The organism is Dyadobacter bucti, from assembly GCF_005869225.1.
Lineage (GTDB): Bacteria > Bacteroidota > Bacteroidia > Cytophagales > Spirosomataceae > Dyadobacter > Dyadobacter bucti.
The window spans coordinates 1,212,041-1,238,358 of sequence record NZ_SWFP01000001.1; the positions used below are offsets into that span (position 1 = coordinate 1,212,041).

Sequence of the window (26,318 nt, forward strand, 5' to 3'; positions counted from 1 at the left end):
AGTTAGTATATATTATTATTTGATTAAAATTAAAATCACCCTTAAATATAGCGATGTTTCACGCCCAGACCTGGGTTCCTTCGGTGCAGTTTTTACACATTTCGATCTCCGACCGGGAGCGGATGAGTGAAGCCCGGAAATCCTTATATTTTTTACCTTTCCAGAGCTGGCGGAAAGTCTGCCTTTTCATATCGCCCAATTGATATTCGGCGTCCTTATCAAAACAGCAGGGTACCACTGCGCCGTCCCAGGTAATGACACAAGAGTGCCACATTTTCCAGCAATGGTCTACAAATTTATTTTTGATCGAATATCCGCCTGTTTCTTTTTTTTCGTACCGCGAATATTTTTCAATAGTCGGAATAAGATCGGAGCCTTCTTCATAATCATAGATTTGGGCGGTTTTTAAACCCACTTCATCGACGCCCATTTCTTCCGCCAGTTTCTTCACATCCTCAATCTGATGTTCATTGGGTTTCACCACCAGAAACTGGAAAATAACATGAGGTGTACTCGATTTCAACTCCTTTTTCCACTTGATGATGTTCCTGGTTCCTTCCAGTACTTTTTCGAGATTTCCGCCAATCCTGTATTGCTGGTACACATCCTGCGTGGTTCCGTCAATAGAAATAATCAGCCGGTCCAGGCCCGACTCGACAGTTTTCCGTGCTTTTTCGTCAGTCAGATAATGTGCATTGGTAGAGGTGGCCGTGTAAATTCCCTTGTCATGCGCATATTGGACAAGCTCGAAGAATTTCGGATGCAGGTAAGGCTCTCCTTGAAAATAAAATATCAGGTACAATAAAGTATCTGCAAGTTCGTCGATCGTTTTCTTGTACAGCTTCTCCTCCATCATGCCCGTGGGCCTGGTGAAAGAACGGAGGCCACTGGGACATTCCGGGCAGCGTAAATTACAGGAAGTAGTTGGCTCGAAGGAAATAGCGATCGGCATACCCCAGTGCACTGGGTTGCCGGTTGCTTTGGAATAAAAATAACTGCCTAAAATCTGAATTGCATTCCACGCTCGCTTCGGTGTGACCTTTGACATCAGGTTCAGACCATCTTTAAAGTTTTTATTCATTTGGGCAGCTTTTGGCTATCAGCAGCTCGCTATTAGCCTGTTTGTTATTTTACACACCTTGTTAATGCGCATATTTCATAAAACCGAAATCCCGGTTGTGTACTTAATTTCGGAAATTACGAAATAACTGCTGATGTGTAACACACTTTTCAGGGCGGAAAGTTTATGCTGATAAAATTGATTGTATGCTTCCCCATCTTCCACGACTACTTTCAGCATGTAATCAAAGTTGCCGGACACTACCGCGCATTCCAGCACTTCACTCATACCCACAATAGCCTGATTGAAGTCTTCAAAGCTTTCTTTCCGCTGTTTATCAAGGGTAACATTACAATACACCACCAGACTCTTACCGAGCTTCCTCCGATTTAACAGGCATACATATTTATCGATAAAACCCTCTCTTTCCAACTTTCTGATCCGCTCATGCACAGGTGTGACCGAGAGATTGATTTTGCTGGCTATCTCCTTGATCGTCAGCTGAGCATTTTGTTGCAACATTTCCATGATTCTCCGGTCGGTAATATCAGGTTGCATACAGGTTTTTTTATTGTGTCCGATTCATTGTTTAGGCACCCGGAAGAATTTTTTCCTACCATATCACTCAAAAATAGTTTTCTTTCCTATCCTTTTGCCTTTGGATAGAATCTTTTTTTCATAAAAATTAATTTTGTCCTCTCTCAAAAAACTATTTTTCACTACAAAATCTGCTGCCCAATGATCATCGGTGTACCCAAAGAAATCAAAAATAATGAGAACCGGGTGGCAGTTACGCCGGCCGGCGTAACTGAGTTCCTGAAATATGGGCATTCAGTATATGTGCAGACCGAGGCTGGAAAAGGTAGTGGTTTTACCGACGAGCAATACGCAGCAGCAGGAGCGACAATCCTTTCGGCAATCGAGGAAGTTTACGCAATAGCCGAAATGATCATAAAGGTAAAAGAGCCGATCGAAAGCGAATATGGTCTTATCAAAGAAAATCAGCTGCTTTTTACATATTTCCATTTTGCCTCTTCTGAGGCGCTTACACATGCCATGATCGAGCGCAAAGCAGTTTGCCTGGCATACGAAACTGTTGAGAGAGCGGACAGAAGCCTTCCCCTGCTGGTGCCGATGAGCGAGGTGGCGGGACGCATGGCCATACAGGAAGGCGCAAAATACCTGGAAAAGCCAATGGGCGGGTTTGGAATTTTGTTGGGCGGCGTTGCAGGGGTCAAGCCTGCCAATGTGCTTGTGCTTGGTGGAGGCATAGTAGGTACTCAGGCCGCAAAAATGGCCGCCGGGCTTGGAGCCAATGTTACAATCGTGGACATAAGCCTCGCCAGACTGCGTTATCTGGAGGATATTATGCCCGCCAACGTGGACACGGTAATGTCCAACGAATACAATATCCGCGATCTGATCAAAAGCTCTATACTTATTATCGGAGGTGTCCTTATTCCTGGCGCAAAGGCTCCGTTCCTGATCACCCGCGACATGCTGAAACTTATGAAACCTGGCACGGTAATGGTAGACGTTGCTATTGACCAGGGCGGATGCTTTGAAACTTCAAAAGCTACCACACACGAAGACCCTATATATGAAGTTGACGGCGTGGTACATTATTGCGTCGCGAACATGCCCGGAGCAGTTCCTTATACCTCAACCCTCGCGTTAACCAATGCTACCCTGCCCTACGCGCTGCAACTCGCAAATAAAGGCTGGCAAAATGCATGTTCTGCAAATGAAGAACTAATGAAGGGATTGAATGTGGTAAAGGGCGCTGTGGTTTTCAAAGGTGTGTCCGATGCCTGGAACCTGTCCTATACCGATGTAAACGAAGTACTTTAAATCAACAAACCTAATTAATTAAACCTTGCGGGATTTCTGAACCTGCAAGGTTTTTCGTTTCTAAAAATATTACAATTAACTACGGCAATGCATTGCGATTTCGAAAGTTATTCTTACTTTTGCATAAAATTTGAACGAACATCCGTTCGCTTCTCTGCTTCATACACGGTATAGCATTTTACAGATCAGCTACCCAACCTTAAATTTGCCCGGTTGGAATTTACCGTTCTCATGCAGAGCCCCACGGATGGTTTGTGGCGGGCTTTTGCGCAATCCCCTTTTAAATTAGTTTGAAAAGTATTTTTGATTGACACACCATGTGATGGTACTGTTTTGCCGTACTTTCCTGATCTGTGGGTCATCTGTGCTCAAATGCCTGTAAGAATTTGTCTGTTCTCAATAATGAACAAACCTACCGAGTCTGTAAAGATTTGATTACAAGAATTTTATCCATTTAGAATTTTATAATAATATAAATATAATGACAACTGAAACTATTGAAAATTTCTCAGAGCTAAACCTCTCTGAAAACATCCTGAAAGCCTTAACTGAAATGGGTTTCGAAAAACCCTCACCGATACAGGCACAAGGAATTCCGGCAGTTATGCAAGGTGCTGACGTAATTGGTCAGGCGCAGACTGGGACCGGCAAGACCGCTGCCTTTGGTATACCCGTATTGGAAAGAATAGATCTGTCAAGCAATGCTGTTCAGGCATTGGTACTTTGCCCCACCCGTGAATTGGCTGTGCAGGTTTCGGAAGAAATAGGAAGACTGGCCAAATACCAGAAAGGAATAAGAATTGAAGCAATATATGGTGGCGATTCCATCGACCGCCAGATCCGCTCGCTGAAAAGAGGCGTACATATTGTGGTAGGAACTCCCGGCCGTGTGATGGATCACATGGAACGCAAGACATTGAAATTCGACGAAGTACGCATGATGGTACTGGACGAAGCTGATGAAATGCTGGACATGGGTTTCCGTGAAGACATCGAAAGTATCCTGGCTGATATGCCGGAAGATCGTCAGACCATCCTGTTCTCGGCTACAATGTCGAAACCGATCATGTCGATCACCAAACGCTTTTTGAACGATCCTATCCTGATTAAAGTCGTTCGCAATGAACTCACCAATGTAAACATCGAACAGGTGTTTTTCGAAGTGAAGCCACAGGCCAAGGTTGAAGTGATGACCCGCCTGATTGACATGCACCATCTGAAATCCCTACTTGTTTTTTGTAATACAAAACGTAAAGTGGACGAAATCGTGGAAGACCTGCAACTGAGAGGCTATGCTTCGGAGGGTATCCACGGCGACCTGCGCCAGCAGCAAAGAAGTAACGTTATGAGCAAGTTTAAGGCTGGCGTAACTACTATCCTTGTTGCTACGGACGTCGCTGCGCGTGGTATTGATGTAAGCGGACTCGACGGTGTGATCAATTTCGATATTCCCTTGGATGAAGAATATTACGTTCACCGTATTGGCCGTACAGGTCGCGCGGGTATGTCCGGGAAAGCATTCTCACTTGTGGCACGTGACGAAAAATTCCGTCTTAAAACAATTGAAAACTACACCAAGGTAAAAATCGAAAAAGGAGTAATTCCTTCTTACGAGGATATTGTTGGTGTGCGCAAAGCAAGATTTGTAGAGAGTATATCGGCAGCTATCAAAAACGGTGACGACCTGGATCTTTACAATGATGTTCTTGAAATGCTGCATCACAGCGGTTACAGTACTGAGCAAATTGTTGGTGCGATGGCCAAGCAGATCATGGGTGTTCAGAAAAATGAATACGCTGACAGCAACTTAGCATGGGAAGAAAGACGTGGAGAGCGTGACGGCCGCCGTGAAGGCAGTGGTGATCGTTTTGAGCGCCGCTCATCGGGAGGTAGCCGCTTTGAAAGAGGAGGCAGAGAAGGAGACCGCCGCGGATCGGATCGTTTTGCACCAGCAGGCCGTGGCGAGTCACGCAGGTCAGAAGGTGGCCGTGATGAATCAAGAAAGTCGGCAGTTCCGGAAGCGGGTATGACGCGCTTATTCTTGAGCCTCGGCCGTAAAGACCATATTCTTCCAAAGGATATCGTAGGCGCAATTGCCGGAGAAGCCAACATTCCTGGAAAAACCATCGGAGCAATTGATATTTATGACAAATTCACATTTGTAGATGTCCCTGAGCGTGACGCACGTGCCGTACTTCGTGCTATGGATGGAAATACCATTAAAGGAAAACCTGTACAGATCGATATTGCGAAATAATTGATCCGGGAATTATATTTGAGAAAAGGGACTTGTAAAAGGGTCCCTTTTTTACGTATTTTTCAGAATGCAAAAAGATCAGAGACCTGAGGTATGGCTTCGCGGCCCGCTTTCCGACATACCTGCTTTATTACAACCTGCCGCCCACGCTATTTTGCAGGCAGAGGAAGAAATAACCGCCCTGGCTACGGAATTTCCGAATGAATTGCTCTGGGAAAAGCCGGCAGGCGTGGCATCGGTAGGCTTTCATTTACAACATCTGGCCGGAGTTCTTGACCGGCTTTTTACTTATGCAAGAGAAGAGCAGCTGAGTGACAATCAATTGAATTATTTGAGAAACGAAGGAAAAGAACCCTTCCCTGGCTGTACCTTGCAGGATTTGCTTGATTATTTCCGCAGTCAGATCAGGCAGGCTCTTAACCAGTTCCGGCGCACCGATGAATATACCCTGACCCAGGTCAGATATGTTGGTCGTGCCAAAATCCCTTCAACGCACATTGGGCTGCTTTTTCACGCGGCTGAGCATACCCAACGTCATCTCGGTCAGCTGCTGGTAACCGCCAGAATATTGCAAGCCGGTTCAAAGAATCCTGACTTCTGAATCAGTCGTCTGCTTCCGTCCGAATATGGAGTAGTTTCCTGATCCAGCTTTGTTGCTCGGCAGCTTCGTCCTTTTTGTCATTTTCATCAAAAGAAAATTTAACCGTATCGCCGAGGTCAGGCTGCCCTGCATTGACCCAGCATGTATACCAAACGTCACCCACCATCTTTATCGAGGCCTTCATTCTCCGTTCAACCTGGCCATTGAGCATCTGGTGATATTTCGCGGAAAATTCCCGGGAATAGGATCTCGTCAACACGTTGTTTCTCAATTCGTAACTGTACTTTTTTGCCGGATCAAAAGAGGCGCTCAACTGCTTTTCAAAGAGAAATACAGAATCACTGGCCAGATGAGATGCTTCAACTGTTCTCCAGATTTTCTCCTGGATCCTTTCCACATATTCCGCCTCACCAATCCATAGTTCGTAGTCAGCAGCAAATAATTCCGGCAACCTCGATTCCCAGAAAGCGTGGATCCCCTCCTGCCGTGTCAGCTGGCCGTTATAGTTTCGGGTTGTGTGTAAAGGCACATGCGCATCGGCAATGTAATGACCCAGGTCGGCAGAAATTCTCAAAATCCTTTTTGCATCTTTTGTCTTAAAAGCTTCAGTTAGCTGGTAAGCGGCCGTTTGCACGTACCATGGCACAATTCCATGCTTCCTCAGGCTATCTTCCCCCATTTTCCTTACTGCATCTGGCCAGGAAGCAGGCAACATCTGCAGGGCACTGTCGCCGTACGTGTCAAGATCAATATAATGCCGCTCTGCTTCACCTATTACGGCATATCTTCTCCGGTCGGGGTTAGTGGCATTTTCAGTGAGATAATCAATATTCTTTTTATAGAAAAACTGCATCTCATACGGAAGCCGAAACACTGCCAGACGGTTGATCCGCTTGTGCGCCCAGAATCCCCAGGAAAAATGAAAGCCGCAAAAAACAGTCATACTCAGTATCATGCCGCAGATTGTGGCAGATAAATTAAAAAATTTCGGTTTTTTTGCTGAAAAAGTTTTGATGTAACCGTTTTTCACATCCATATAAAATTTGGAACCTCAGTCAGGCCATTTTTTACATGTTTAGACGCATTCTGCAGAAAAAAGTAACAAACCAGCTCTTTTTCAAACCTGTCTTCGGAAATGAGACCAAAAATGCCGTCGTCGACCGTAATTATCGATTCAATTTCCGGAACCACCAGCAATCTGAGCTGAAAACTACTCCCAAATATTATTTCTCAAAATCAAACTTAGCAATACAAATCCACTGAGAATTGCTCATTTTTCAATATAAATTATATTTTTTATATAAATAATGCAATTATTAAATAATGTTTTACCTTTGTCATTATCATAAATAAGTACGAATCGATTTTTGAAATAATGAGAACAAAAAATAAAACAATAGGATATTTAATACCGGTATTCGCATTATGCGTTTTTATGCTGGTCATTTACGGAGCTTACGTACCACACAAACCTGCGGAAACACAGCGCGTGATTTGTATTAAGTTCAAGCCTGGAACATCAAACGAAGATATTGAGAAGCACTTCCGGGACTTTGCATCAATGAAAAATGCAGTGAAGGATGTGGTAGCTTATTCAGCAGGACATGTGCAGAAAACAAGCGACGATCAAAACCAATTCGATGTCATTCATTACCTGACATTCCGTACTGACGAAAGCGCTCAGAAGTATGTTGCCAATGCAGACCGGAAGGCATTCGTGAAGGCGAATGAAGGGCATTGGGAGAACGTACTGGAAATGAATTCCAACATCGAAAAATAATTTATAATAGTAATAGGAGTGAAAATTTTAAAAAGAGTCGGGTATCCCGGCTCTTTTTTTCTTTTACGGTTATTACCAATTAATGGGGTCCAGCCCCTTGCTTTCAAGATATGCGTTGGCTTTGCTGAAATGTTTGCAGCCAAACCAGCCCCCTCCATTGGCAGACATGGGCGAGGGATGCCTGGCTTTCAGCACCTCGTGTTTCCCCGCGTCAATCACCGCCCCCTTGTCCTGTGCATATTTGCCCCAAAGCATAAATACGATGTTACTTTTTTCATCGGACACACATTTGATCACAGCATCCGTGAATTTTTCCCATCCCCTGTTCTGATGCGAGCCAGGTGTACCGCTTTGCACCGTCAGGGTCGCGTTGAGCAACAGCACCCCCTGCTTAGCCCACCTCTCAAGATTACCGGTTGCCGGAAACGGCTTTCCCAGATCCGATTGTATTTCTTTGAATATATTGACCAGGGAAGGCGGCATGCGCACGCCGTCATTGACGGAGAAACACAATCCGTTCGCCTGGCCTAATCCATGGTATGGATCCTGGCCTAAAATAACGACCTTGCAATCGTCAAAACTGCAGAAATTAAATGCATTGAATATCTGTTTTGCAGGCGGGAAAATTTGCCGGGTTGCATATTCACTTTTTACAAAATTCACCAGCTCAGGAAAATAAGGTTTTTCAAACTCGGGCGCCAACCTTTCTTTCCACGACTGCTCAATTTTTACATCCATAAAACTGTTTTTGATTTGGAAACCAAATTATATGATTTTGTTTTGGTTTTATCAGTAATTGATGACTATTTTCGTTTAAGCTGAAGAATTCACTACTTACCCAACACCCTCAAAGCATATGGTTTCCAAAGTGACAGATGGTGTAAAAGTCACCGTACTAACTGAGTATCAGTCGGATTATTCGAACCCCGGACAGGATCATTATGTCTTCACTTATAAGATTCTGATTGAAAACCATAGCGAGTATACTGTTAAATTGCTAAGAAGGCACTGGCTTATTTACGATGCAAACGGAACCGTTCGCGAAGTCGAAGGCGCAGGTGTGGTCGGTCTCCAGCCTATTCTTGAACCGGGTGATGTGCATGATTATGTCTCGGGATGTAACCTTCGCACCGACTTGGGCAAAATGGCGGGTACCTATTTGATGGAACGCGTGCTCGACGGGCGTCAGTTCCGGGTTATCATTCCTGCATTTTCGCTGGTTGCCCCCTACCGGATGAACTAGAATCTTCAGACCGACATAATTGATGTCTTTCATTAAAAGTCTTACCATTGATTGCAGCATACATTAAGTACCTCCTCAAATCAGGAAACGAGCATTCCATTCACTCCCCTTTTTTGTTTGAACTTTACACGAAGGTCATAGCAGCCAAGAAAGATGAAAATCCGGACTATCCTGCATTAAAATCACTTCGTAAGGAGCTTCTTAAATCGACAAGAGAAATTGAGATCCTGGATCTTGGCGCAGGCTCCCGTATCAACAAGTCGAATCGCCGTCAAATCAAAACAATTGCAAAAAATGCCGAAAAGCCAGAAAAATTCGGAAGGCTCTTCAATAGGCTTATCCAAAGGTTTCAGCCACGGACAATTCTGGAACTGGGTACTTCACTGGGTCTCACCACCCTCTATATGTCCCGGGCAAAAAAAAATGCAAAAATCCTGACTTTCGAAGGCTGTCCGGAAACCGCAGGTGTTGCCAGCGACAATTTCGCTAGGATGGGTGCGGATAATATCGACATCATCATAGGAAACATAGACGAAACCCTACCCAGCACACTTGCCGGACTACGTGAACCATTGGATTTCGCATATTTTGACGCAAATCACCGGCATGAGCCAACGGTCCGATATTTTGAAAACTGCCTGCCCTACGCTACCAACGATTCCGTGTTCATTTTTGACGACATATACTGGTCGGAGGAAATGACTGCCGCCTGGGAACAAATCAAAGCCCATCCACAGGTAACCCTCTCCGTCGATCTTTTCTGGATAGGACTTGTTTTTTTTAGAAAAGAGCAGGTAAAGGAGAATTTCATATTACGGTTCTAGAAAATCATTCATTTTATCCCAGAATTATCCGGCAGATAAATGACGGGCGGGTCAGGTAACAAACTTTTCCCAAAGTTGCTACCTTTACTTTTCCCTCATTTCTTTCTGCATGAACACACGATCTATCCTCAGAGCATTGGCAGACAGTGGCATCATTTCCAGCCCGCAAAGTGCTGTTATTGAAAAATTTGAAACCGAAAAACCATTTTCCATCCACTCGGAACTTCGGTCCGTATTGTACCTCGGAATCATTCTTTTCGGTGGTGGTGTTGGCGTAATCATCTATGAAAACATTGACACAATCGGTCATCAGGCTATTATCGGCGCCATTGCCTGCGTCATCATTGTCTGCTTTTACCATACCTATAAAAACCGACTCCCTTACACCAGTTCTGAAGTCGAAAATCCAAACAAGTTTTCGGAATACTCCCTGCTTCTGGGGTGCACCACTTTTCTTGCCCTTGAAGGTTACCTGCAGTTTCAATATCAGACATTCGGTACGAGATATGGCCTCACGGTACTGATACCAACTATTATTTTCTTCTTCTGCGCCTATCGCTTTGATCACCGGGGCGTACTGTCTCTGGCTGTAACGGGACTGGCTTCCTGGCTGGGGCTCACGATAGCGCCCATGTCCATCCTGGCTGGCAATGATTTCACAGACATCAGGATCATTGTACTTGCAATCTTGCTGGGTGTGATGCTGGTGGCGTTGGGCTGGACGTCCGACAGATACCGGGTCAAACGGCATTTTTCGTTCACTTACCTGTTTATGGGCGGCAATCTGGCGTGCCTGGCTGCCTTGACAGGACTATTCACGCACGACTACAAGATCATTTATTTTTTGATTGCGGGTGGTCTCTGCTACTTTTTCATACTTCGCTCCCGGGAAGAACAATCCCTTATTTTCCTGCTTATGGGTGTGATTTACGGATATGTGATCATCACCTATGCTCTTTTTACAACTTTTGGGGACACAGCTGCGGCGCTACTTGCAACCTATTATTTTCTATTTTCAAGTATAGGAGTCATCATTTTTCTGTTAAACGTCAAGAAATTCCTTGGGATCAAAAAATGAAAAAGGCATTCAACCAAAACTGGATCGAAAATCTGAAAATCCAGGAAACTGCATCTTCCTGGCTCTCCAAAAATCTGATCTCCGCCGATCAGTTATCCACAATCAAGGCCGTTTTTGCTGAACATTTCTACCGTCCCGGCATTTTTATCAAAATCGGGCTGTTTCTTTTTGCCATAATTGCCTGCTCTTTTTTTGCCGGCTTTGCTTCCATATTCTTATCCGGCGGCGGCTCGGATGCGGCAATCGTGGTACTAAGTCTGGTTTGCCTGGGAGGATATGCTTTTTCACTGGAATATCTTATAAAAACCAGAAATCTGTTTCATTCAGGGGTCGACAATGCGTTGTTATATTCCGCGATCGGTGCCGCCATGACGCCTGTTTTTATCCTTTTTAATAATCTGGAGATCTGGCAATACTGTATTTTCATGCTTTTTATCTTCTTATTCGCAGTGCTTCGCTACGCCGACTTTTTTGCAGCATTGGGTTTATTTGCAGTAATATTAACGCTGGTTGCAACCTTGCTGGTCAAATTCCCGCTCGGAAAAGCCTTGCTTCCCTTTGCGGTCATGGCATTATCGGCAGCCATTTATTTGGCGGTTAAAAGAATCAAAGACACATATTACCATGATCGCGCAAAATTGCTCGAAGTCCTTTCTCTCGTCACATTTTATTTGGGAGGAAATTACCTTGTCGTTCGGGAGGGAAATGCTTTTTTAAATGAATTAAACGCGCCGGTATCGCCGCAGGTCGCTTTTGCACCCCTGTTTTATTTTTTCACGATAATCATACCCCTGGCTTTTATTATCGGAGGAGTCCGGAAAAAAGACCGCATCCTGTTCATACTTGGCCTGCTGAGCTTTGCATTTTCTGTATTCACCTACAAATATTATTTTGGCTTTTTAACTCCCGCACAAGGAATAACTGTGGCGGGTGCCCTGATGATCCTGCTGGCCGTAGCCTCGATAAAATATTTCCATACCGCCAAACACGGGATCACCGACGAACAGGACAGTAAACGTAAATTTGCAAACCTAGAGGCGATCATTGTGGCCCAGCAAATCGGCCAGTCCCCTCAGCACGGAGGTCCGGAATTCGGAGGCGGTGATTTTGGCGGAGGAGGCGCTGGCGAAGCATATTAACATTGTACCTTGGAAACGCTGGAAAAATCGCCAATTATCCTGGGAAACCCGCCGGAAAACATCGAGTTCTTCACAGTACAGACCAAAAGGATGCATTTATACATTTCTCCGACGAATCATCGGCCGGTATTCTATCCAGCTCACCTCCGCGGAGAACGTGTGGATCAAAAAAATACTGGTCAGATAATTATACATATACCGGTTATCGTTTGATCGGAATTAGAAAGCTGGATCAGTTTTTTTGTGGGCAAAAAATGCCCGGTCAATTTGTTTGCGGGCAATTAAAAACGATATTTAGAATATATTTTGGTCTACAAATAACCTTGGATTAATGTACACTTTAAAGCTTCTTCTGGAGATTATGGGAGGTTTAATCGTCCTGTTTTCTATTATTCCGCTCATAAGAAATGATTTCTGGGCATTCCGCGTTTTCGAATATCCCCGCCTTCAGAAACTTTTCCTCAATGCCTGCATACTGATCATCTACGCTTCTCTTTTTCAAGTTTCCTCAACTTTCGAGATCGTTTTGGTAGTGTTGATCAGCGCAAATGCGGCTTACCTGATCTATCAGATTTTCCCATTTACATTTTTTGCCAAACGACCCCTGCTCCGGGCAATGCATTCCGATCCGAACAATGCACTGAGCATCATCTCATCCAACGTTTTCCAGGATAACAAAAATACTGCTGGCGCTATGAAGCTTCTCAGGAAATATGATCCTGACATAATCCTGCTGCTCGAAACAGACAATTTCTGGTACCAAGGCACAGAGGAACTGAAAAAGCATTACCCCCATCAGGTGTTGGTGCCTCTTGAAAATACTTATGGAATGCTGCTTTATTCAAAACTAGAGTTGGTAAACCCGGAAGTAAGGTATTTGGTGGACCCGGAAATCCCTTCGATCAAGGCAAGGGTTGTACTTCAATCGGGAACCGAAGTTCGGCTGTATTGCGTACATCCCACCCCGCCGGTACCCGGGGAAAATATGTTTTCGACCGAACGTGATAAGGAATTATTACTGATCGCAAAGGAGGTTAAAGCTGAAAATTTGCCGACGGTGGTTGTGGGCGACCTCAACGATGTCGCCTGGTCTTACACTACCAATCTCTTTACCCAGATCAGCGGATTGCTCGATCCGCGAAAAGGCAGAGGCTTTTTCAATACATTTCACGCTAAATATCCCTTTCTTCGTTTCCCGCTCGATCATGTATTTTGTTCTGTTGATTTTAAATTGCTGCGCCTGCTGCGTCTTGAAAATTTCTCATCCGATCATTTCCCGATCCTGATAGAGCTCCAGTACGAAGTTCTCGCAAAGGTGCAACAGGAAGAGCCAGAAGCCGACGCGGAGGAAATTGCCCTTGCAAACGAAAAAATAAAAAAAGACACCAACTAATCCGATTTATGGCACAAAAAACGGGCATAAAATGATGGCAATGATATTGGAATGATTTTTGCTAACCACCAATCATGGTTATACACTCTGCACCTTCCCTACCCCGACCTATTGGCTATGCATAACAAATCATACGAAGAAAAAATAAAACCCGAGTTCCAGAAATGGCAACTCAGGATGCGGAAGCGGCCCAACTTCGTGGACAGGACCTCGAAGAAGATTCAGGATAAAATAAATAGCGTCATCCCCGACAAAGTGCATCAGGCCATCACGGCTACCATTAAGCAAATGATTCGCGCCGTGCTGACCGGAGCGAAGTTTACAACCGCTTTTCCGGCCAAAAACAATTCACTGGAAGAAATTGAGATCGCGGTACAAAAGAGAGTAGAATTTTATAAAAAAGCAGGAGCCGCAGAAGGGGGTATCACAGGGGCGGGAGGTTTCTTGCTTGCTCTGGCCGAATTCCCCATTCTGATCGGCATCAAAATGAAGCTTCTGTTTGATATCGCCGCATTATACGGCCGTGATGTCGACGACTACCGGGAACGTCTTTTCATACTGCACATTTTCCAGCTTACCTTCTCTAGCCAAAAACAAAGACAAACAGTTTTTGAGCAGATGGTCAACTGGCAGCAAAAAAGTCAGCATATGCCTGAAGACATTCACCAGTTCGACTGGAAAACATTTCAGCAGGAATACCGCGATTATATCGATCTTGCCAAAATGGCCCAGCTAATCCCCGGCATCGGCGCGGCAGTTGGGATTATCGTCAATTATCGCTTGCTCGATCAGTTGGGGAAAACAGCAATCAATGCATACCGGATGAGGTGGTTCGAAGAAAGAACATTAACAGGCTCGACCGGTTATCCTCAGCTGCCGCTGGCAGTCTGAACAATTAAAGACAATAGTTACACTTTGATCCACTTTGCACATAAATTGAATGAGCGCTAAGCGAAAGGAACATGTTTATTCAAAAAGATTAGATTCCGCTTTTCTGGCAGTATATAACGGCTACACATTTTTTCTGCGCTTCTTCCGCGAAGCGTTCAAAGGAAGAATGGAATTTCAGGAACTCGTAAAGCAGTGTTATGCCATAGGCTACAAATCCCTGCTTTTGATCGGTCTAACCGGGTTTATTACCGGAATGGTTTTCACCAAACAATCCCGGCCTTCACTGGCCGAATTTGGGGCGACGTCGTGGTTGCCTTCGCTGGTAGCCATTGCGATCGTGCGGGCACTGGCGGCATTGGTTACTGCACTTATCAGTGCGGGGAAAGTGGGATCGAGCATCGGGGCGGAACTGGGCTCCATGCGTGTTACCGAACAAATAGATGCGATGGAAGTATCGGCGGTAAACCCCTTCAAATTCCTCGTCGTTACCCGCGTACTGGCGTGCACCATTACCATTCCCATCCTTATGTTTTACTGTACCATGGTCAGTCTGATGGGCGCATTTTTAAATGTAACCCTCAATGAAGGCACCAGTTTCATTGCCTTTTTCGAGAATGCATTTGAGCAGATCACCTTCCTGGACATCTTCACTTCGGTGGCGAAAGCAGTTGCCTATGGATTTACCATTGGTATTGTCGGCTGTTACCAGGGTTATAACGCCAGCAAGGGAACCGAAGGCGTCGGGAAAGCGGCCAATTCATCGGTGGTAATTTCCATGTTCCTCATATTTATCGAGGAGGTTATCATTGTTCAGGTATCAAATTATTTCAGAGTTTAGAATGGCAGAAACGAATAACACTCAGGAGCCGGTTATCGATATCAGGGGGCTTTACAAGTCATTCGGGGATCTTCATGTACTCCGCGGCGTAGATCTGAAAGTAGAGAAAGGCGAAAACGTGGTGGTGCTGGGTCGTTCCGGGACGGGCAAATCCGTACTGATCAAAATTATTGTCGGGCTGCTCAGCCAGGACAGAGGAGATGTGAAAGTACTTGGCCAGGAAGTGTCTACGCTGAATGAAAAGGAACTGAGGGACCTGAGACTGAAGATCGGCTTTTCCTTTCAGAACAGCGCATTGTATGATAGTATGACCGTACGTGAAAATCTTGAATTCCCACTGGTCAGGAATGTAAAAAACCTTACCCGCTCGGAAATTGACCAGCAGGTGGAGGGAGTACTGGATGCGGTAGGGCTCAGCCAGACGATCAACCAGGTACCATCCGAACTGTCCGGTGGCCAGCGTAAAAGAATAGGAATCGCCCGGACACTCATTCTGCAGCCTGAAATCATGCTTTACGATGAGCCAACCGCGGGACTGGATCCTATTACCTGCCTGGAAATCAACGAACTGATCAACGAGGTTAAGGAAAAATACCACACCACTTCTATCATTATCACCCACGACCTTACCTGTGCCCGGGCTACGGGCGACAAGATTGCCATGCTTCTCGACGGACGCTTCCTCAGACAGGGCACTTTTGAGGAGGTTTTTAATACAGATGAGGAAAGAATCAAAAGTTTTTACGACTATAATTTTATTCAGTAAATAATGGAAACATCAGCAAGGAAACGCTCCATAACAGTAGGTCTTTTTGTCATTATCGGCATCGTTATTTTCGCCGTGGGAATACTTACCGTAGGAAGTATGAAAAAAATATTTTCCTCCAATATAGCCGTTAAAACGATTTTTGACGACGTTAACGGACTAAAACCGGGAAACAATGTGTGGTACTCAGGTGTGAAGATCGGCACCGTCAAGACCATCCGCTTTCTGGAAAATTCGCGCGTTGAGGTAATGATGAACATTGAGGAGAAATCCCAGGAATTTATCAGAAAAAATGCCAAAGCGAAAGTCAGCACCGACGGTCTGATCGGGAACAAGATCATTGTGATTTACGGCGGTACCCAGAAAGTACCTTCCATTGAAGATGGGGACGAGCTGATTGTGGAGAAAATAGAAAGTACAGAAGAAATGCTGGCCGTTCTTTCGGAAAACAACAAAAACCTGCTCGGTATCACAAGCGCCTTCAAAACTATCAGTAAAAATATCCTCGAAGGAAAAGGGACTGTGGGAATGCTACTTGCCGACGAAAGCCTCTATAACGATGTTGACAAGACACTGGCAACTTTGAAACAAGCCTCTCTGAATGCACAGACCATGACCGCTTCCCTGTCAGGTTTTACAGCCAAGCTGAACCAGAAAGGCGGGCTGGCCAATGATTTTGCAACCGATACTGTGATCATGCGCGACCTGCGCGGGACGATCGGCAAACTGAACGAAACAATTTCTTCGGCCAACGTAATGGTGTCGAACCTGAAGACCGCCAGTGCCGATCTCAATTCCAATACAACCAGCCCGCTGGGGGTACTCCTGCATGATGAGAGCACGGCTTCAAATCTCAAGGGAACGCTAAAAAACCTGGAAAGCAGTACGGAGAAACTGGATGAAAATATGCAGGCGCTCAGATCAAATTTCCTTTTCCGCCGGTACTTTAAAAAGAAAGCGAAAGAACAAGAAAAAGAGGAGGTCAAACAGCCGGAAAAAGTGGAGTAAAATGGAGTATCAGATTAGTGGAAGAAATATTTTTTTAATTTTGTAAATAATACGGGACAGATTGTAAAAATAGTTTCCGTTATTTATTAAAAATAAATCGCATTTTCTTTACAACTCTCTGATATACTTATACCTCTAATTTAACTAAAATGGCATTACAACTCAATTCTGCTCTCGATCTGGACTATATCGATCAGGCGTACGGCGATGATCCTGTGATACTTTACATGATCTTCGACGCCTTTCTCAGTGACTCCATGCCCCGATGGCAGACACTACACAACACTCTGGAAACAAATGATTTAAAAGAATCTGCTGCTATCGTTCACGGGCTGAAGCCTTCCTTCACTATGGCTGGCCTTACCTGGGTCAGAACAAAGGTAGAGGTACTGGAAAAAGCCATTCGCGACAACGAAGATCATGAACAGCTGATAAAGCTCTATTCAGATATTTCGGACGACCTTAATTATGTTACGCCAATCCTGGAACAGGAATCGGAAAGGTTGAAAATGGCCTGACGGAAAATTTACCTACTGAAAATACTTCTAAGCGGGTGGTTATACTACCCGCTTTTTCTTTTGGATTTCTCCCAGACCGAGCTCTGATTTCCAGCCATGTATCGCAGGATACCCGCCAGGACTGCATAATTCATCACACAAAAATAATAAGGGATAAAAAGCACCTTTACTTTAACCTTGCGTTTTTCCAGCATCCAGCCCGCAAATGCAGAGATATAAAACAGCAGTTGCGCCAACAAAATCACCAGGTAAACCCAATGCCCTGATCTGGCCACTATCACAACATTTAATATCAGTGCCAGGATCATCAGAAACGGCGTGATCGTCCAGCGCAGCACACGGTGGCTGATATATTGAAATGACAACACAGGATAATGGAACGGATTAAAGAGCTTTTTCAACCGTAAAATAGATTGAATCCCGCCAGCCGCGATCCTGACCTTGCGTTTCAGTTCCTCCTTGATGTTGTCCGATGAAAGTTCAGAAGCGTAAGCATCAGGCTCATAGATAATCCGGTAACCCTGTTGAGCGATCAGCATTGAGATCATAAAATCATCCAGGATTGTATCCGGCTCCACCTGCTGGTAAAGCGACCGCCGCACACTGAACAATTCGCCGGCCGCACCCACCACAGAATAAAGCTCAGAATCCCACTTTTTTAAAGCAGACTCATATTTCCAGTAGAAACCCTCCCCGGCCGTAGCATCCGAGACCGCTTCCTGCTGTACCCTCTTTTCCCCGGATACTGCGCCCACCTTCGGATCGGCATAATGTCTTGCGATCAGTAGCAATGCATCTTTGTTCAGGAAAGTGTTTGCATCGGTAAAAACCACCACCTCGCTGTCGACTTCGTGCATAGCTCTGTGGATAGCCTGGATCTTCCCGCTTCTCACGGGTGTGTGCATCAGCTTGATCCGGTCATAGGCGCTGATCAGAGCCGGTGTACGGTCCGAAGAACCGTCAGTCACAAAGAGAAATTTCAGCTTGTCATGCGGGTAGGAAAGCTCCAGTGTATTTCTGATTTTTTCCTCAATGATACTTTCTTCGTTGTAGGCGGCGATAATCAGCGTGAGGGTCGGAAAAACCTGATCGAGTCCCGGAACAGCCCTTTTACCCATTATTAATCTCCTGACACGTACGAGTATGTAAAGTAGGATGCCGTATCCTGCAAAAGTGTAAAAGACAATGAATAAACTAAGCCAGAATAGAATTTCCATATTTAGCGGATCAACGGGTAGCCCAGATAATTGCTATCCGGTTTATTGGAAAAGTGCCAGGTAATGGCTTTAAAAAATACCGGAATAAAACTGTATTCTTTGTTCTTGATATAGTGAAGTAGATTTCTCGGCACCACCAGCGCGAGGAAATAGCAGCAGAAAATGAAAAAAGCAAAAGAGGAAGCGTTTTTTCTGATGAACAATATCCTGTTTCGGTTCATAAAATACTCTTTCAAAGCAGTCCGTTTTCCGACGGATACCGATTCCTTGTGATAAATGAGGGCAGATAAATCCGTATGGATTTCATACCCCGCCTTACGGATCCGTTCACACCAGTCCAGCTCTTCATAATACAGAAAGTAATTTTCCGCCATCACTCCCGCCTTTTCCAGCGCCTCCCGCCTGATCATCATCGCCGCTCCGTGCGCATAGCCGGTAACTCCGCTCAAAGAATCATACTGACCATTATCTTCCTCAAATTGCCCGATGCATGCGTTGCTGCCTGTGTAGTAATTCATCGGCGTGTAACCTGTATACTGAAGCATGCCGGGATGGTCAAAATAATGGATCTTGGGCGAGATCATGCCGATCTTGGGGTTCGATTCCATGGTTTGCACAAGCTTCCCGATCAGGTCCGGAGTAACTTCGGTATCGTTGTTGATCAGAAAAAGATAATCGCCGGTTGCATGCCTTATTCCGATATTGTTCCCGCCGGCAAACCCTGTATTTTCGTCAGATCTGATAAATTTGATACCGCTGTCGGCAGCTTCCCAGACAGGTACCGGGTTCACTTTGCTCCCGTTATCGACCACGATTATTTCCAGAGCAGGGTAAGTATTCACTTCCCTGAGCGACCTGAGCAAATCGTCCGTAACCTGAGGCTGATTAAAATTCACAGTAATAATGGAGACACTTTTCATGGTGCAAAACGTGCAGCTGATACCTGTAGAATCGAAGGAATAATTTTATTCGTTTGTAGAATTATTTCAAAATTAACAATAAAAATATAGCTTTAACCAAAATGTGGTCCTGCAACGGATATTTTGAAGGAATAGCGTTACAAGTGGTGATAAAATAAAATAGTTACAATCCGTTATTCGTAAAGTGAAAGTCAACCGTCTTTTGGATATAGGTAAAATTTCGGACAGCAAACCTGAGCTCCCGCCAGGCAAGGAACCGGAAATTATTCTTCTGGACAACAAGATCCAGGAGCTGATCGAGGTGATCGCGAAATGCAGACTGGAAAGCCATCACGCGAAACATTATGAACAAAAAATCGCTGCTGCCTTTCAGAATTCGGTATCTGTCGCACAGCAGCTCGCACCGTATCAGTCGCTCGATCAGGACAATAATTTGTCCAGAGAAGAACTGCTGGAAGGCCTGGAAAAATTGCTTTCTGAAACCAAAATCGACAGCCAAATGACCAGGCGGTATCTGCACCGTCACACGGCCCAGAAAATTGTGATGTTCATCCTGTCCATCCTGCTGATTGTAGTAGGGTTTGCAATGATCATCATGCCCGCCCCTCCCAGCTTCGAAATGTTCACCGTCTTCTATTTCAATCAAAATGACGGCGTAACGATCATGGATCTGGTGTCTTTGCTGGTCATATTTGGCGGAGTTCTGATGTTTGTATTAAACTTCAACAAAAAATGATCGCTTTCGAAGAAGCACCGGCGAAATTGAAGAAAGTGCTGATTGTCGAGGATAACCTGCTTTTTCGCAAGGTTATCTCGGCTTCCCTTACCAAAGCCGGCTATCAATGTGTTCTCTGCGACTCGGCATCAGAGGCGCTGAAATTGCTGGTCAATGAGCAGCCAGACCTTATCCTGTCCGACTATGACATGCCGGAAATGAATGGTTTCGATTTCAGGCAGGCCGTGCTGCAAAACCCTGATATCAGTGATATCCCGTTCGTGTTTCTTACTTCCCATACCGATAATTCACTAGTATTGGAAGGGCTCAATATGAATGCATTGGACTATATTAATAAGGAAACACCGCTTCCGGTAATTATATCCAAATTAAAAAACATCATCAACTCCCTTGAAAATGAACATATCAGATCAATCCGGGAATTAAGGATTGCGGCTGAAACACTGAATGTCAAATCAATACCGACGGTGAGGCCGCAGGTTGCCGGATACAGTATTCACTTCTGGCACAAAGGATTCCGCGGATACCCTGGGGGTGACTTTATCGATTTCGTCCAGGTGGATGACAGATATTGCTTTGCTTTCCTGGGAGATATCATGGGTAAAAAGTGGAAAGCCTGGTTCTTCACTTTTGGTTTTTTAAGCTACATCAGGGCTGCTATCAGATTTTGCGTGCTGGACAATGATTTTGCACTGGATACAATTGTGCAGAAGATCAACAAACTGATCTACCTGGACGAGAGCCTTCAGAACATTTTATCAAGCCTTTCCCTGCTTTTGCTGGACAGCCAAACCGGCCAGATACATTATACAGGCGCAGGCGATTTGCCATTGATCAATTACAAAACGGAAACCAGGGAAACGAAGACAATCCTTTCGTCGGGTCTGTTGCTCGGATTGCTGGAAGATGGGTTTTACGACAAGCAATTGATCCAGATGAGTCCGGGCGACCAGCTTGCGATTTTCACTGATGGCATGATCGATATTCCTTCCGATGGTCTGAAAAAAAGCGATTATCCATTCTTTGTTACCAGGATCAGCCCCTACCTCGGTATGCCGGATAGCTTCGAACTGATCAGGGCCAATGTGCTGGAAAGCATTGACGACAGCAATCAGCTGGATGATTCAAGTATAATTTTTATAGAAAAACTTTGACGGTAATGATTTTAAAAATCAACGAAATTGAAAAAGTAGTGCAGGCTACCATTATGCCTCATGAAGCGAGTCTGGCCAATGCGGATTTGTTTAAGGAAGAAATGATCACCCTGATTGCCAACGGTGCGAAACTGATCATTGTGAGTTTCGAAAACGTAAATTACATCGACAGCTCATTTTTAGGAAGCCTGGTTGTAGCCCTGAAATATGCCATGCCGCGCAATGTGGACATTTATCTGGTATCTCTCAAACCCGATGTAAAAAACTTGTTAACGCTGATTAGAATGGACAAGGTCTTTAAAATCTTTAAAGATTATGAACAGGCTATGGAGAAAATAAACTAGTCCATGGAAGATCACAGGTACCAAAAATCATTTGTATTTCACAACGCTACGGAAAATCTGAACTCGGTTTTAACGAGCTGCCTGAATTACATCGATGAAAAAAAAGACGTATTGCCGGTACCAGTGACCATCCATCCGCATATTAAATGGACGATTACCGAACTGCTGCTCAACGGCACCAAGCATGCAGGCACAGCAGAAAGCAATCTGACACTTAAGCTGAGTGCAGAAAACCTGGTTATAAAAAAAGAAGATTCGGGGAATCCGCTGCGACTTAAGGTCAATGAACCGTCCGCGGAGCTTGTATGGCCCCTTCGGGATTCGATGCTGGGCCAGGAATTTGAGATTTACCACAACGGCATGGATTCACTCCGCGTTTTCACCGAAAGCCGCGATACCGCTATTTTCAGGGTTATCGAAATGGAAGATATGGAGATGCCGCAGCTGCTGGGCAATACGAGCGAACACTTCGGGCTGATGATCATCGCAAAATCATCCGACCATTTCAGCTATTTATACGACCGCCATAACAAACGAAATATTTTCAGCGTCACCTTCGATTACACCGAATGAAAGATCAGAATAGCATAAAACACCGGTTTGAAGTCCTGGATATTTTCCGGGGGATCTTTGCTTCCCTGGTCTTCTTGTTCCATTTAAGCCCATTTGCAGAAACCCCGGTCCTGAAAAACAGCTTCGTCGAAAATTCGGATATGTTTGTGGATTTCTTTTTTGTGCTGAGCGGGTTTGTGATCGCGTACAGTTACCAGTATCTGGGCAACGGACAACAACTCAAATTGTTTTTAACGAAAAGGGTCTACCGGATTTATCCGCTGCATTTTTTTATGCTGATGGCATTCGTGGGGATGGAAGTTGCCAAAAACCTTCTTAATCCCTACATCAAAGTCAATAACCTGGAAAACCCAGCAAACAATGTGCTCACCTTTTTCACTTCGCTTTTCCTGATCAATTCAACACCTGTTCCCGGCGTGGCCGATGTCAGCTGGAATATCCCTAGCTGGTCCATCAGCGCGGAAATGATGGCTTATCTGGTATTCGGCGGGCTGCTTGTCGGGATCCATACTTCCGGACAGTACAAACGCAGGAATATCTTTTATGCTCTCATCATCCTGATTTCCCTGGCATGTTTGTGGCAGGTGTCCGGGAGTTTTCAGATCAATTACAGTTTCAATTACGGCTTTCTGCGAGGAATACTTGGGTTCTTTGCGGGTGTGATTTGTTTCAATTTATTCAGTGCAACCCACTTGCAGGTGCGCAACTGGCCAGCTTTTTTATTCACAGCAGGCGAATTGGTTACCCTGGCCCTGATCGGGTTCTGCATATACCATGGGGAAGCGCTTAAATCGTTCGGGATTGTATTCGAAGCATTGTTTTTTGCGTGTATTTACATCTTTTCATTTGAAAAAGGCATTCTTTCCACGGGTTTGAAAAGCGTTGGCCTGCTCCACAAGCTCGGCCAGTACTCCTACTCCATTTACATGACCCACGCGCTGCTGATCAGTCTTTTCAATGTACTTTTTATCCGCATCCTGAAATTCTCCCCAGCATCTTACTCCTGGCTTTTCATTGTCAATTTCGTGCTGATTTATTTCGTCTCGGCCTGGACATACAAAAACATTGAAATGAGATTTCAGTACAAATCGTCCAAAAAGCAGGCTGAAAAGCAGGAAGTCAAAATCTAATATTAGGATTTCGACTGCAAATGCCGTTCAATGATATCCGCCATGGCATCTACCCGGCTTTCCCAGGTGTTTTCGGAGGCAATCCCGATCCTTTCCTCCCGCAGCTGGCCACTGTCCGTGGCAAGCGCATTATGAATGGCCTGTGAAAAAGTCTCAGGGTCGGAGCAGAACACCACCGCATCACCTGTGAATTCTTTCAGGTCAGGATTGAAATCGATAGCCACTACCGGCTTGCCCGCGCCCAGATATTCGAATAACTTAAGGGGAAAGATACTGCTGCTGACTTCATCCTTCTTGAAGGGGATCAGGGCAACATCAAAACCTTTGATCACCGCAGGCATATCATCGTAAGCTACCGGGCCCGTAAAAAACACATTGGAAGCGGTGTTGAACCACTCGGGAACAAAGTCCGGAGAGACCGGCCCCACAAAAACAAAACTTTTTTCAGGGTTGATCTCTATCACTGCTTTCAAAAGATCGTAATCTATCCGGCGCTCGATGGCACCAAAATACCCGATCACAGGCTTTTTTATTTTCGCTATGACCGGCAGAATAGCGAGTTCCGGATTCAAAGCCTTGCTGCTGTGTCTGATATCAGCAGCATTGGCAACAAAATAAGAATTGGGGTTCTCCTTCTTTTTCTCATTATACAATTGCCGGCTGCTGCAAATCACAAGGTCGCTGTTTTTCACAAGGATCTTCTCAGATATAATGCCATGCTTGCGGTTAAACGGCAGTACCATGGGATCCAGGCAATGATAGATCTTCAGTAAGGGGTCAAGACCGTCGGCCAGTCCGGGATAGTGAAAATTGAAGGAATTGATATAGATAAAATTTTCGATCCGGTGCGCGCGGATGATGCCTTTCAATTTGCGGCGTATCAGAAATTCGTTCCAATGCAACGCAGCCCTGAAAAAAATATTTTCAGGCAAAAAGTTGATCGACAGCAGTATGGGCGGAATAATAACTTTCAGATTAGGAATGTCCGTATCGATCAGGTCTGTGCCGGTCGGGGAAAAGTACCTCTTTCTGCTCTGATACTCGGAAGAATTTCTGAGCTTAAAATAATCCCTGACCGTAAAAGGATTTTCAACGTAATAGACGGTATTTTCCCTTGCCAGGAGCTTGGCGGTAGTATAATTTGTCGATTCGATCTTCGAGTCGAAGCGCGGCAAGCCGAAAATAATGATCTGGTGTCCTTTAAGTTCCAATCGGCTTGTTGTATTTGTAGACCTCATTTCTGTACATTTCACCATAGAATTAACTCCATCAAAAAATCCATACTCAGACCGCCTGTCTGCTCGTCGTTCCCCCTAAAATCCAAGCTTCATCCAGTAAGCCCTGATCACACTGAAAGCCTCGGAATATCCTGTGGTTATTACGCTAAAAATGCTGAAAGGATGGAAACGGTTCAGCCCCCAGTAACCTACCCCTACCCCAATGAGCGTCGGGATAACCCCCGCGACAGCCACCCCGTAAATACTTCCGGTGATTTCAATGCCGATAAAAGATGAAGAAATACTCGCGGCAAGCATTACAAGTACCTTGATGAAATTGATCTTCGGTTGATGGATCACGTCGAGCGTCAGTGCAAAAAACCTGTCCATCGGATAAAGAAGTGCGAAAGTCATAAAAAGCCGCATAATGTTCGCAGCTTCTGTACCCACATATTTGCTCCCGCCTATGATGTAGATCGCCACATCTGCCAGTGCCACCGCCCCTATGCTAACCGGTAGCAGGGCGATCGTAAGAATGCCCGTATACCGGGCCATGGTACCGATCACTTTGTCCTTGTCACCGGCGTTATAAGCTGCCGAAAGTTCCGGCATTCCTGTGGCGGCAAAACTTCTGAGAGGTATTTCAATAATTTCCATTAACCGCTGTCCCAGATTAAACACCGCCAGGGCTGCCGGCCCGAGCAGGAAGTTGATAATCATCGTATTGGATGTGCCAAACAAATTGGAGCTGAGTGTAGTCCCGACGCTGTATTTGCCAAAATGGAACAACTCTCGGATGCAGGGCATGGTGCGTTTTTTAAACATTGAAACCGATGCCCAGCCCATAAAAATGGTATAAAGGCTTGTCACGATGGCACCTGTGAGATAGGCATATATAATGTTCTGAAGTGAGGCCGTACCGGTAAAAACCATAATGACCACCAGAAAAATAAAAACGCCCTGGCTAAAAAAACGGATATAGAGCAGCTGATCAAACCGTTGCTCTGCCTGTACCACGCAGGAAGCGATAAACGAAGGCAAAGAGGCCACATAGATGATCCCGAACCATTCCATAAACAAAGCCAGGGAAGGGTTTTTCAGATAAGGGGAAAAGAAGTAGGCTGGAATGTTGAGCAGCAGCAGGATCCCGGTTATCGCGCCCCCTATGAACCAGGTTGAACCCACCACTTCCTGTTTTCTCTCCGTACCCGACCCGGCATAAAATTTAATAAAAGCAGTAGTAATAAAACCGGATCTGAAGGTGTCCACCAGCAACAAAACAGAAAGAAAGAAAACCCACATCCCGATATTGGCCACCGACAGAGCTCTATACAGGATAATCATGTTCAGCATGCCCAAAACAGACATGATCCCGTTGCCGGCAAGAGAAAGAAAGTGTTTATTTTTTAACTTTTGTGAAAGTTGAAATCCCATGAACGAGTCAATAAGTATATAGCGGGCTTTGCTTTTGAGCGTAGTGCAAATAAGTGATTTTTTATCGAAGACATTACTGAATTACAAACTATTTATAGATACAAATTAACTAATTTGCTTCTTTGCTAGATTAATTGCTACGAAATATTTTTATTTATATCACAGTACTCTCGCTTATGCCAAAAAACTTTACTATTTGGGAATTTCGTCGCACACCGGTTTGCGCAACAGGTCAAGAATTCTCCTCCTCAAAAGAATATCCGGTTAAGGAAAGCAGTCCGTTTTCAGACCAGCTCATGTGCTGGCCGAAGCCTTAAACTAAATCCGTTGCAGCCTCAGCATTGTT

27 protein-coding genes are annotated in these 26,318 nt (G+C 44.9%); 19 read left to right on the forward strand and 8 right to left on the reverse strand.

The window, feature by feature from the left end:
- Positions 1–58: 58 nt before the first annotated feature.
- Both FBF61_RS04510 and FBF61_RS04515 read right to left on the reverse strand, forming a co-directional pair.
- Positions 59–1,081, reverse strand: coding sequence for an SPASM domain-containing protein (locus tag FBF61_RS04510; protein WP_138475953.1), 1,023 nt, complete (start codon positions 1,079–1,081; stop codon positions 59–61).
- Positions 1,082–1,156: 75 nt separating this feature from the next.
- Positions 1,157–1,618 (reverse strand): Lrp/AsnC family transcriptional regulator, encoded by a 462-nt coding sequence (locus FBF61_RS04515; RefSeq protein ID WP_138475954.1) that lies wholly within the window; start codon positions 1,616–1,618, stop codon positions 1,157–1,159.
- Between the two features lie 180 nt (positions 1,619–1,798).
- On the opposite strand from FBF61_RS04515, the gene ald reads away from it, so the two are divergent.
- The 3 genes from ald (at position 1,799) to FBF61_RS04530 (ending at position 5,769) form a co-directional block, all read left to right on the forward strand.
- Positions 1,799–2,911, forward strand: a complete 1,113-nt coding sequence (gene ald, locus FBF61_RS04520; RefSeq protein ID WP_138475955.1) for an alanine dehydrogenase — start codon at positions 1,799–1,801, stop codon at positions 2,909–2,911.
- Between the two features lie 481 nt (positions 2,912–3,392).
- Entirely contained in the window at positions 3,393–5,168 is a 1,776-nt protein-coding gene (locus tag FBF61_RS04525; protein ID WP_138475956.1) for a DEAD/DEAH box helicase, read from the forward strand.
- Positions 5,169–5,235: 67 nt separating this feature from the next.
- Positions 5,236–5,769, forward strand: a complete 534-nt coding sequence (locus tag FBF61_RS04530; protein ID WP_138475957.1) for a DinB family protein — start codon at positions 5,236–5,238, stop codon at positions 5,767–5,769.
- Between the two features lies 1 nt (position 5,770).
- Here FBF61_RS04530 and FBF61_RS04535 read toward each other — a convergent pair whose 3' ends face one another.
- Positions 5,771–6,724: a zinc dependent phospholipase C family protein gene (locus FBF61_RS04535; protein WP_229214909.1), complete on the reverse strand. Its 954-nt coding sequence runs from the start codon at positions 6,722–6,724 to the stop codon at positions 5,771–5,773.
- Between the two features lie 420 nt (positions 6,725–7,144).
- On the opposite strand from FBF61_RS04535, the gene FBF61_RS04540 reads away from it, so the two are divergent.
- Complete coding sequence (locus FBF61_RS04540) at positions 7,145–7,549, forward strand: Dabb family protein (RefSeq protein ID WP_229214910.1); 405 nt, start codon at positions 7,145–7,147, stop codon at positions 7,547–7,549.
- Between the two features lie 72 nt (positions 7,550–7,621).
- Here FBF61_RS04540 and ung read toward each other — a convergent pair whose 3' ends face one another.
- A complete protein-coding gene (gene ung, locus FBF61_RS04545; RefSeq protein WP_138475959.1) occupies positions 7,622–8,287 on the reverse strand; it encodes a uracil-DNA glycosylase in 666 nt (221 codons plus the stop codon).
- 118 nt (positions 8,288–8,405) lie between these two features.
- On the opposite strand from ung, the gene apaG reads away from it, so the two are divergent.
- The 10 genes from apaG (at position 8,406) to FBF61_RS04595 (ending at position 17,247) form a co-directional block, all read left to right on the forward strand.
- The gene (apaG, locus tag FBF61_RS04550) at positions 8,406–8,792 is read left to right on the forward strand and encodes a Co2+/Mg2+ efflux facilitator ApaG/CorD (protein ID WP_138475960.1); all 387 of its coding nucleotides are present in this window, start codon (positions 8,406–8,408) and stop codon (positions 8,790–8,792) included.
- A gap of 47 nt (positions 8,793–8,839) precedes the next feature.
- A complete protein-coding gene (locus tag FBF61_RS04555) occupies positions 8,840–9,616 on the forward strand; it encodes an O-methyltransferase (protein WP_138475961.1) in 777 nt (258 codons plus the stop codon).
- Between the two features lie 109 nt (positions 9,617–9,725).
- Positions 9,726–10,694 carry a DUF2157 domain-containing protein gene (locus FBF61_RS04560; RefSeq protein ID WP_138475962.1) on the forward strand — a complete coding sequence of 323 codons (969 nt, stop codon included), beginning with the start codon at positions 9,726–9,728 and terminating at the stop codon, positions 10,692–10,694.
- The gene (locus tag FBF61_RS04565) at positions 10,691–11,833 is read left to right on the forward strand and encodes a hypothetical protein (RefSeq protein ID WP_138475963.1); all 1,143 of its coding nucleotides are present in this window, start codon (positions 10,691–10,693) and stop codon (positions 11,831–11,833) included. The genes FBF61_RS04560 and FBF61_RS04565 overlap by 4 nt, the downstream gene beginning before the upstream one ends.
- 331 nt (positions 11,834–12,164) lie before the next feature.
- Positions 12,165–13,226 (forward strand): endonuclease/exonuclease/phosphatase family protein, encoded by a 1,062-nt coding sequence (locus FBF61_RS04570; protein ID WP_138475964.1) that lies wholly within the window; start codon positions 12,165–12,167, stop codon positions 13,224–13,226.
- Positions 13,227–13,343: 117 nt separating this feature from the next.
- Positions 13,344–14,117, forward strand: a complete 774-nt coding sequence (locus FBF61_RS04575) for an EcsC family protein (RefSeq protein WP_138475965.1) — start codon at positions 13,344–13,346, stop codon at positions 14,115–14,117.
- 49 nt (positions 14,118–14,166) lie between these two features.
- Entirely contained in the window at positions 14,167–14,955 is a 789-nt protein-coding gene (locus FBF61_RS04580) for an MlaE family ABC transporter permease (RefSeq protein WP_138475966.1), read from the forward strand.
- 1 nt (position 14,956) lies between these two features.
- Positions 14,957–15,721, forward strand: a complete 765-nt coding sequence (locus FBF61_RS04585; protein ID WP_138475967.1) for an ABC transporter ATP-binding protein — start codon at positions 14,957–14,959, stop codon at positions 15,719–15,721.
- 3 nt (positions 15,722–15,724) lie between these two features.
- The gene (locus tag FBF61_RS04590; protein ID WP_138475968.1) at positions 15,725–16,729 is read left to right on the forward strand and encodes an MlaD family protein; all 1,005 of its coding nucleotides are present in this window, start codon (positions 15,725–15,727) and stop codon (positions 16,727–16,729) included.
- A 149-nt stretch (positions 16,730–16,878) separates the two neighbouring features.
- Positions 16,879–17,247, forward strand: a complete 369-nt coding sequence (locus tag FBF61_RS04595) for an Hpt domain-containing protein (protein WP_138475969.1) — start codon at positions 16,879–16,881, stop codon at positions 17,245–17,247.
- Between the two features lie 44 nt (positions 17,248–17,291).
- On the opposite strand, the gene FBF61_RS04600 is transcribed toward FBF61_RS04595, so the two are convergent.
- Both FBF61_RS04600 and FBF61_RS04605 read right to left on the reverse strand, forming a co-directional pair.
- Positions 17,292–18,464 carry a glycosyltransferase family 2 protein gene (locus FBF61_RS04600; protein ID WP_138475970.1) on the reverse strand — a complete coding sequence of 391 codons (1,173 nt, stop codon included), beginning with the start codon at positions 18,462–18,464 and terminating at the stop codon, positions 17,292–17,294.
- Positions 18,465–18,466: 2 nt separating this feature from the next.
- A complete protein-coding gene (locus FBF61_RS04605; protein ID WP_138475971.1) occupies positions 18,467–19,384 on the reverse strand; it encodes a glycosyltransferase family 2 protein in 918 nt (305 codons plus the stop codon).
- 184 nt (positions 19,385–19,568) lie between these two features.
- Between FBF61_RS04605 and FBF61_RS04610 the strand changes: the two genes are divergently transcribed.
- Genes FBF61_RS04610 through FBF61_RS04630 form a run of 5 tightly spaced genes read left to right on the forward strand, consistent with a single transcriptional unit; the run spans position 19,569 to position 23,321 of the window.
- On the forward strand, positions 19,569–20,120 hold the full coding sequence (locus FBF61_RS04610) for a hypothetical protein (protein ID WP_138475972.1): 552 nt from the start codon (positions 19,569–19,571) through the stop codon (positions 20,118–20,120).
- Complete coding sequence (locus tag FBF61_RS04615) at positions 20,117–21,274, forward strand: response regulator (protein WP_138475973.1); 1,158 nt, start codon at positions 20,117–20,119, stop codon at positions 21,272–21,274. The genes FBF61_RS04610 and FBF61_RS04615 overlap by 4 nt, the downstream gene beginning before the upstream one ends.
- Before the next feature lie 5 nt (positions 21,275–21,279).
- Positions 21,280–21,618 carry an STAS domain-containing protein gene (locus tag FBF61_RS04620; RefSeq protein WP_138475974.1) on the forward strand — a complete coding sequence of 113 codons (339 nt, stop codon included), beginning with the start codon at positions 21,280–21,282 and terminating at the stop codon, positions 21,616–21,618.
- Positions 21,619–21,621: 3 nt separating this feature from the next.
- Positions 21,622–22,191 (forward strand): anti-sigma regulatory factor, encoded by a 570-nt coding sequence (locus tag FBF61_RS04625; protein ID WP_138475975.1) that lies wholly within the window; start codon positions 21,622–21,624, stop codon positions 22,189–22,191.
- Positions 22,188–23,321 carry an acyltransferase family protein gene (locus FBF61_RS04630; RefSeq protein WP_229214911.1) on the forward strand — a complete coding sequence of 378 codons (1,134 nt, stop codon included), beginning with the start codon at positions 22,188–22,190 and terminating at the stop codon, positions 23,319–23,321. The genes FBF61_RS04625 and FBF61_RS04630 overlap by 4 nt, the downstream gene beginning before the upstream one ends.
- A gap of 2 nt (positions 23,322–23,323) precedes the next feature.
- Here FBF61_RS04630 and FBF61_RS04635 read toward each other — a convergent pair whose 3' ends face one another.
- On the reverse strand, positions 23,324–24,559 hold the full coding sequence (locus FBF61_RS04635) for a glycosyltransferase (RefSeq protein ID WP_229214912.1): 1,236 nt from the start codon (positions 24,557–24,559) through the stop codon (positions 23,324–23,326).
- Between the two features lie 75 nt (positions 24,560–24,634).
- Positions 24,635–25,972, reverse strand: a complete 1,338-nt coding sequence (locus tag FBF61_RS04640) for a lipopolysaccharide biosynthesis protein (protein ID WP_138475977.1) — start codon at positions 25,970–25,972, stop codon at positions 24,635–24,637.
- Positions 25,973–26,318: the final 346 nt, after the last annotated feature.

Coding starts and splice junctions, on each gene's coding strand:
- FBF61_RS04510 (WP_138475953.1), bottom strand. CDS start 1,081: ATGAATAAAAACTTTAAAGATGGTCTGAACCTGATGTCAAAGGTCACA.
- FBF61_RS04515 (WP_138475954.1), bottom strand. CDS start 1,618: ATGCAACCTGATATTACCGACCGGAGAATCATGGAAATGTTGCAACAA.
- ald (WP_138475955.1), top strand. CDS start 1,799: ATGATCATCGGTGTACCCAAAGAAATCAAAAATAATGAGAACCGGGTG.
- FBF61_RS04525 (WP_138475956.1), top strand. CDS start 3,393: ATGACAACTGAAACTATTGAAAATTTCTCAGAGCTAAACCTCTCTGAA.
- FBF61_RS04530 (WP_138475957.1), top strand. CDS start 5,236: ATGCAAAAAGATCAGAGACCTGAGGTATGGCTTCGCGGCCCGCTTTCC.
- FBF61_RS04535 (WP_229214909.1), bottom strand. CDS start 6,724: ATGATACTGAGTATGACTGTTTTTTGCGGCTTTCATTTTTCCTGGGGA.
- FBF61_RS04540 (WP_229214910.1), top strand. CDS start 7,145: ATGAGAACAAAAAATAAAACAATAGGATATTTAATACCGGTATTCGCA.
- ung (WP_138475959.1), bottom strand. CDS start 8,287: ATGGATGTAAAAATTGAGCAGTCGTGGAAAGAAAGGTTGGCGCCCGAG.
- apaG (WP_138475960.1), top strand. CDS start 8,406: ATGGTTTCCAAAGTGACAGATGGTGTAAAAGTCACCGTACTAACTGAG.
- FBF61_RS04560 (WP_138475962.1), top strand. CDS start 9,726: ATGAACACACGATCTATCCTCAGAGCATTGGCAGACAGTGGCATCATT.
- FBF61_RS04565 (WP_138475963.1), top strand. CDS start 10,691: ATGAAAAAGGCATTCAACCAAAACTGGATCGAAAATCTGAAAATCCAG.
- FBF61_RS04570 (WP_138475964.1), top strand. CDS start 12,165: ATGTACACTTTAAAGCTTCTTCTGGAGATTATGGGAGGTTTAATCGTC.
- FBF61_RS04575 (WP_138475965.1), top strand. CDS start 13,344: ATGCATAACAAATCATACGAAGAAAAAATAAAACCCGAGTTCCAGAAA.
- FBF61_RS04580 (WP_138475966.1), top strand. CDS start 14,167: ATGAGCGCTAAGCGAAAGGAACATGTTTATTCAAAAAGATTAGATTCC.
- FBF61_RS04585 (WP_138475967.1), top strand. CDS start 14,957: ATGGCAGAAACGAATAACACTCAGGAGCCGGTTATCGATATCAGGGGG.
- FBF61_RS04590 (WP_138475968.1), top strand. CDS start 15,725: ATGGAAACATCAGCAAGGAAACGCTCCATAACAGTAGGTCTTTTTGTC.
- FBF61_RS04595 (WP_138475969.1), top strand. CDS start 16,879: ATGGCATTACAACTCAATTCTGCTCTCGATCTGGACTATATCGATCAG.
- FBF61_RS04600 (WP_138475970.1), bottom strand. CDS start 18,464: ATGGAAATTCTATTCTGGCTTAGTTTATTCATTGTCTTTTACACTTTT.
- FBF61_RS04605 (WP_138475971.1), bottom strand. CDS start 19,384: ATGAAAAGTGTCTCCATTATTACTGTGAATTTTAATCAGCCTCAGGTT.
- FBF61_RS04615 (WP_138475973.1), top strand. CDS start 20,117: ATGATCGCTTTCGAAGAAGCACCGGCGAAATTGAAGAAAGTGCTGATT.
- FBF61_RS04620 (WP_138475974.1), top strand. CDS start 21,280: ATGATTTTAAAAATCAACGAAATTGAAAAAGTAGTGCAGGCTACCATT.
- FBF61_RS04625 (WP_138475975.1), top strand. CDS start 21,622: ATGGAAGATCACAGGTACCAAAAATCATTTGTATTTCACAACGCTACG.
- FBF61_RS04630 (WP_229214911.1), top strand. CDS start 22,188: ATGAAAGATCAGAATAGCATAAAACACCGGTTTGAAGTCCTGGATATT.
- FBF61_RS04635 (WP_229214912.1), bottom strand. CDS start 24,559: ATGAGGTCTACAAATACAACAAGCCGATTGGAACTTAAAGGACACCAG.
- FBF61_RS04640 (WP_138475977.1), bottom strand. CDS start 25,972: ATGGGATTTCAACTTTCACAAAAGTTAAAAAATAAACACTTTCTTTCT.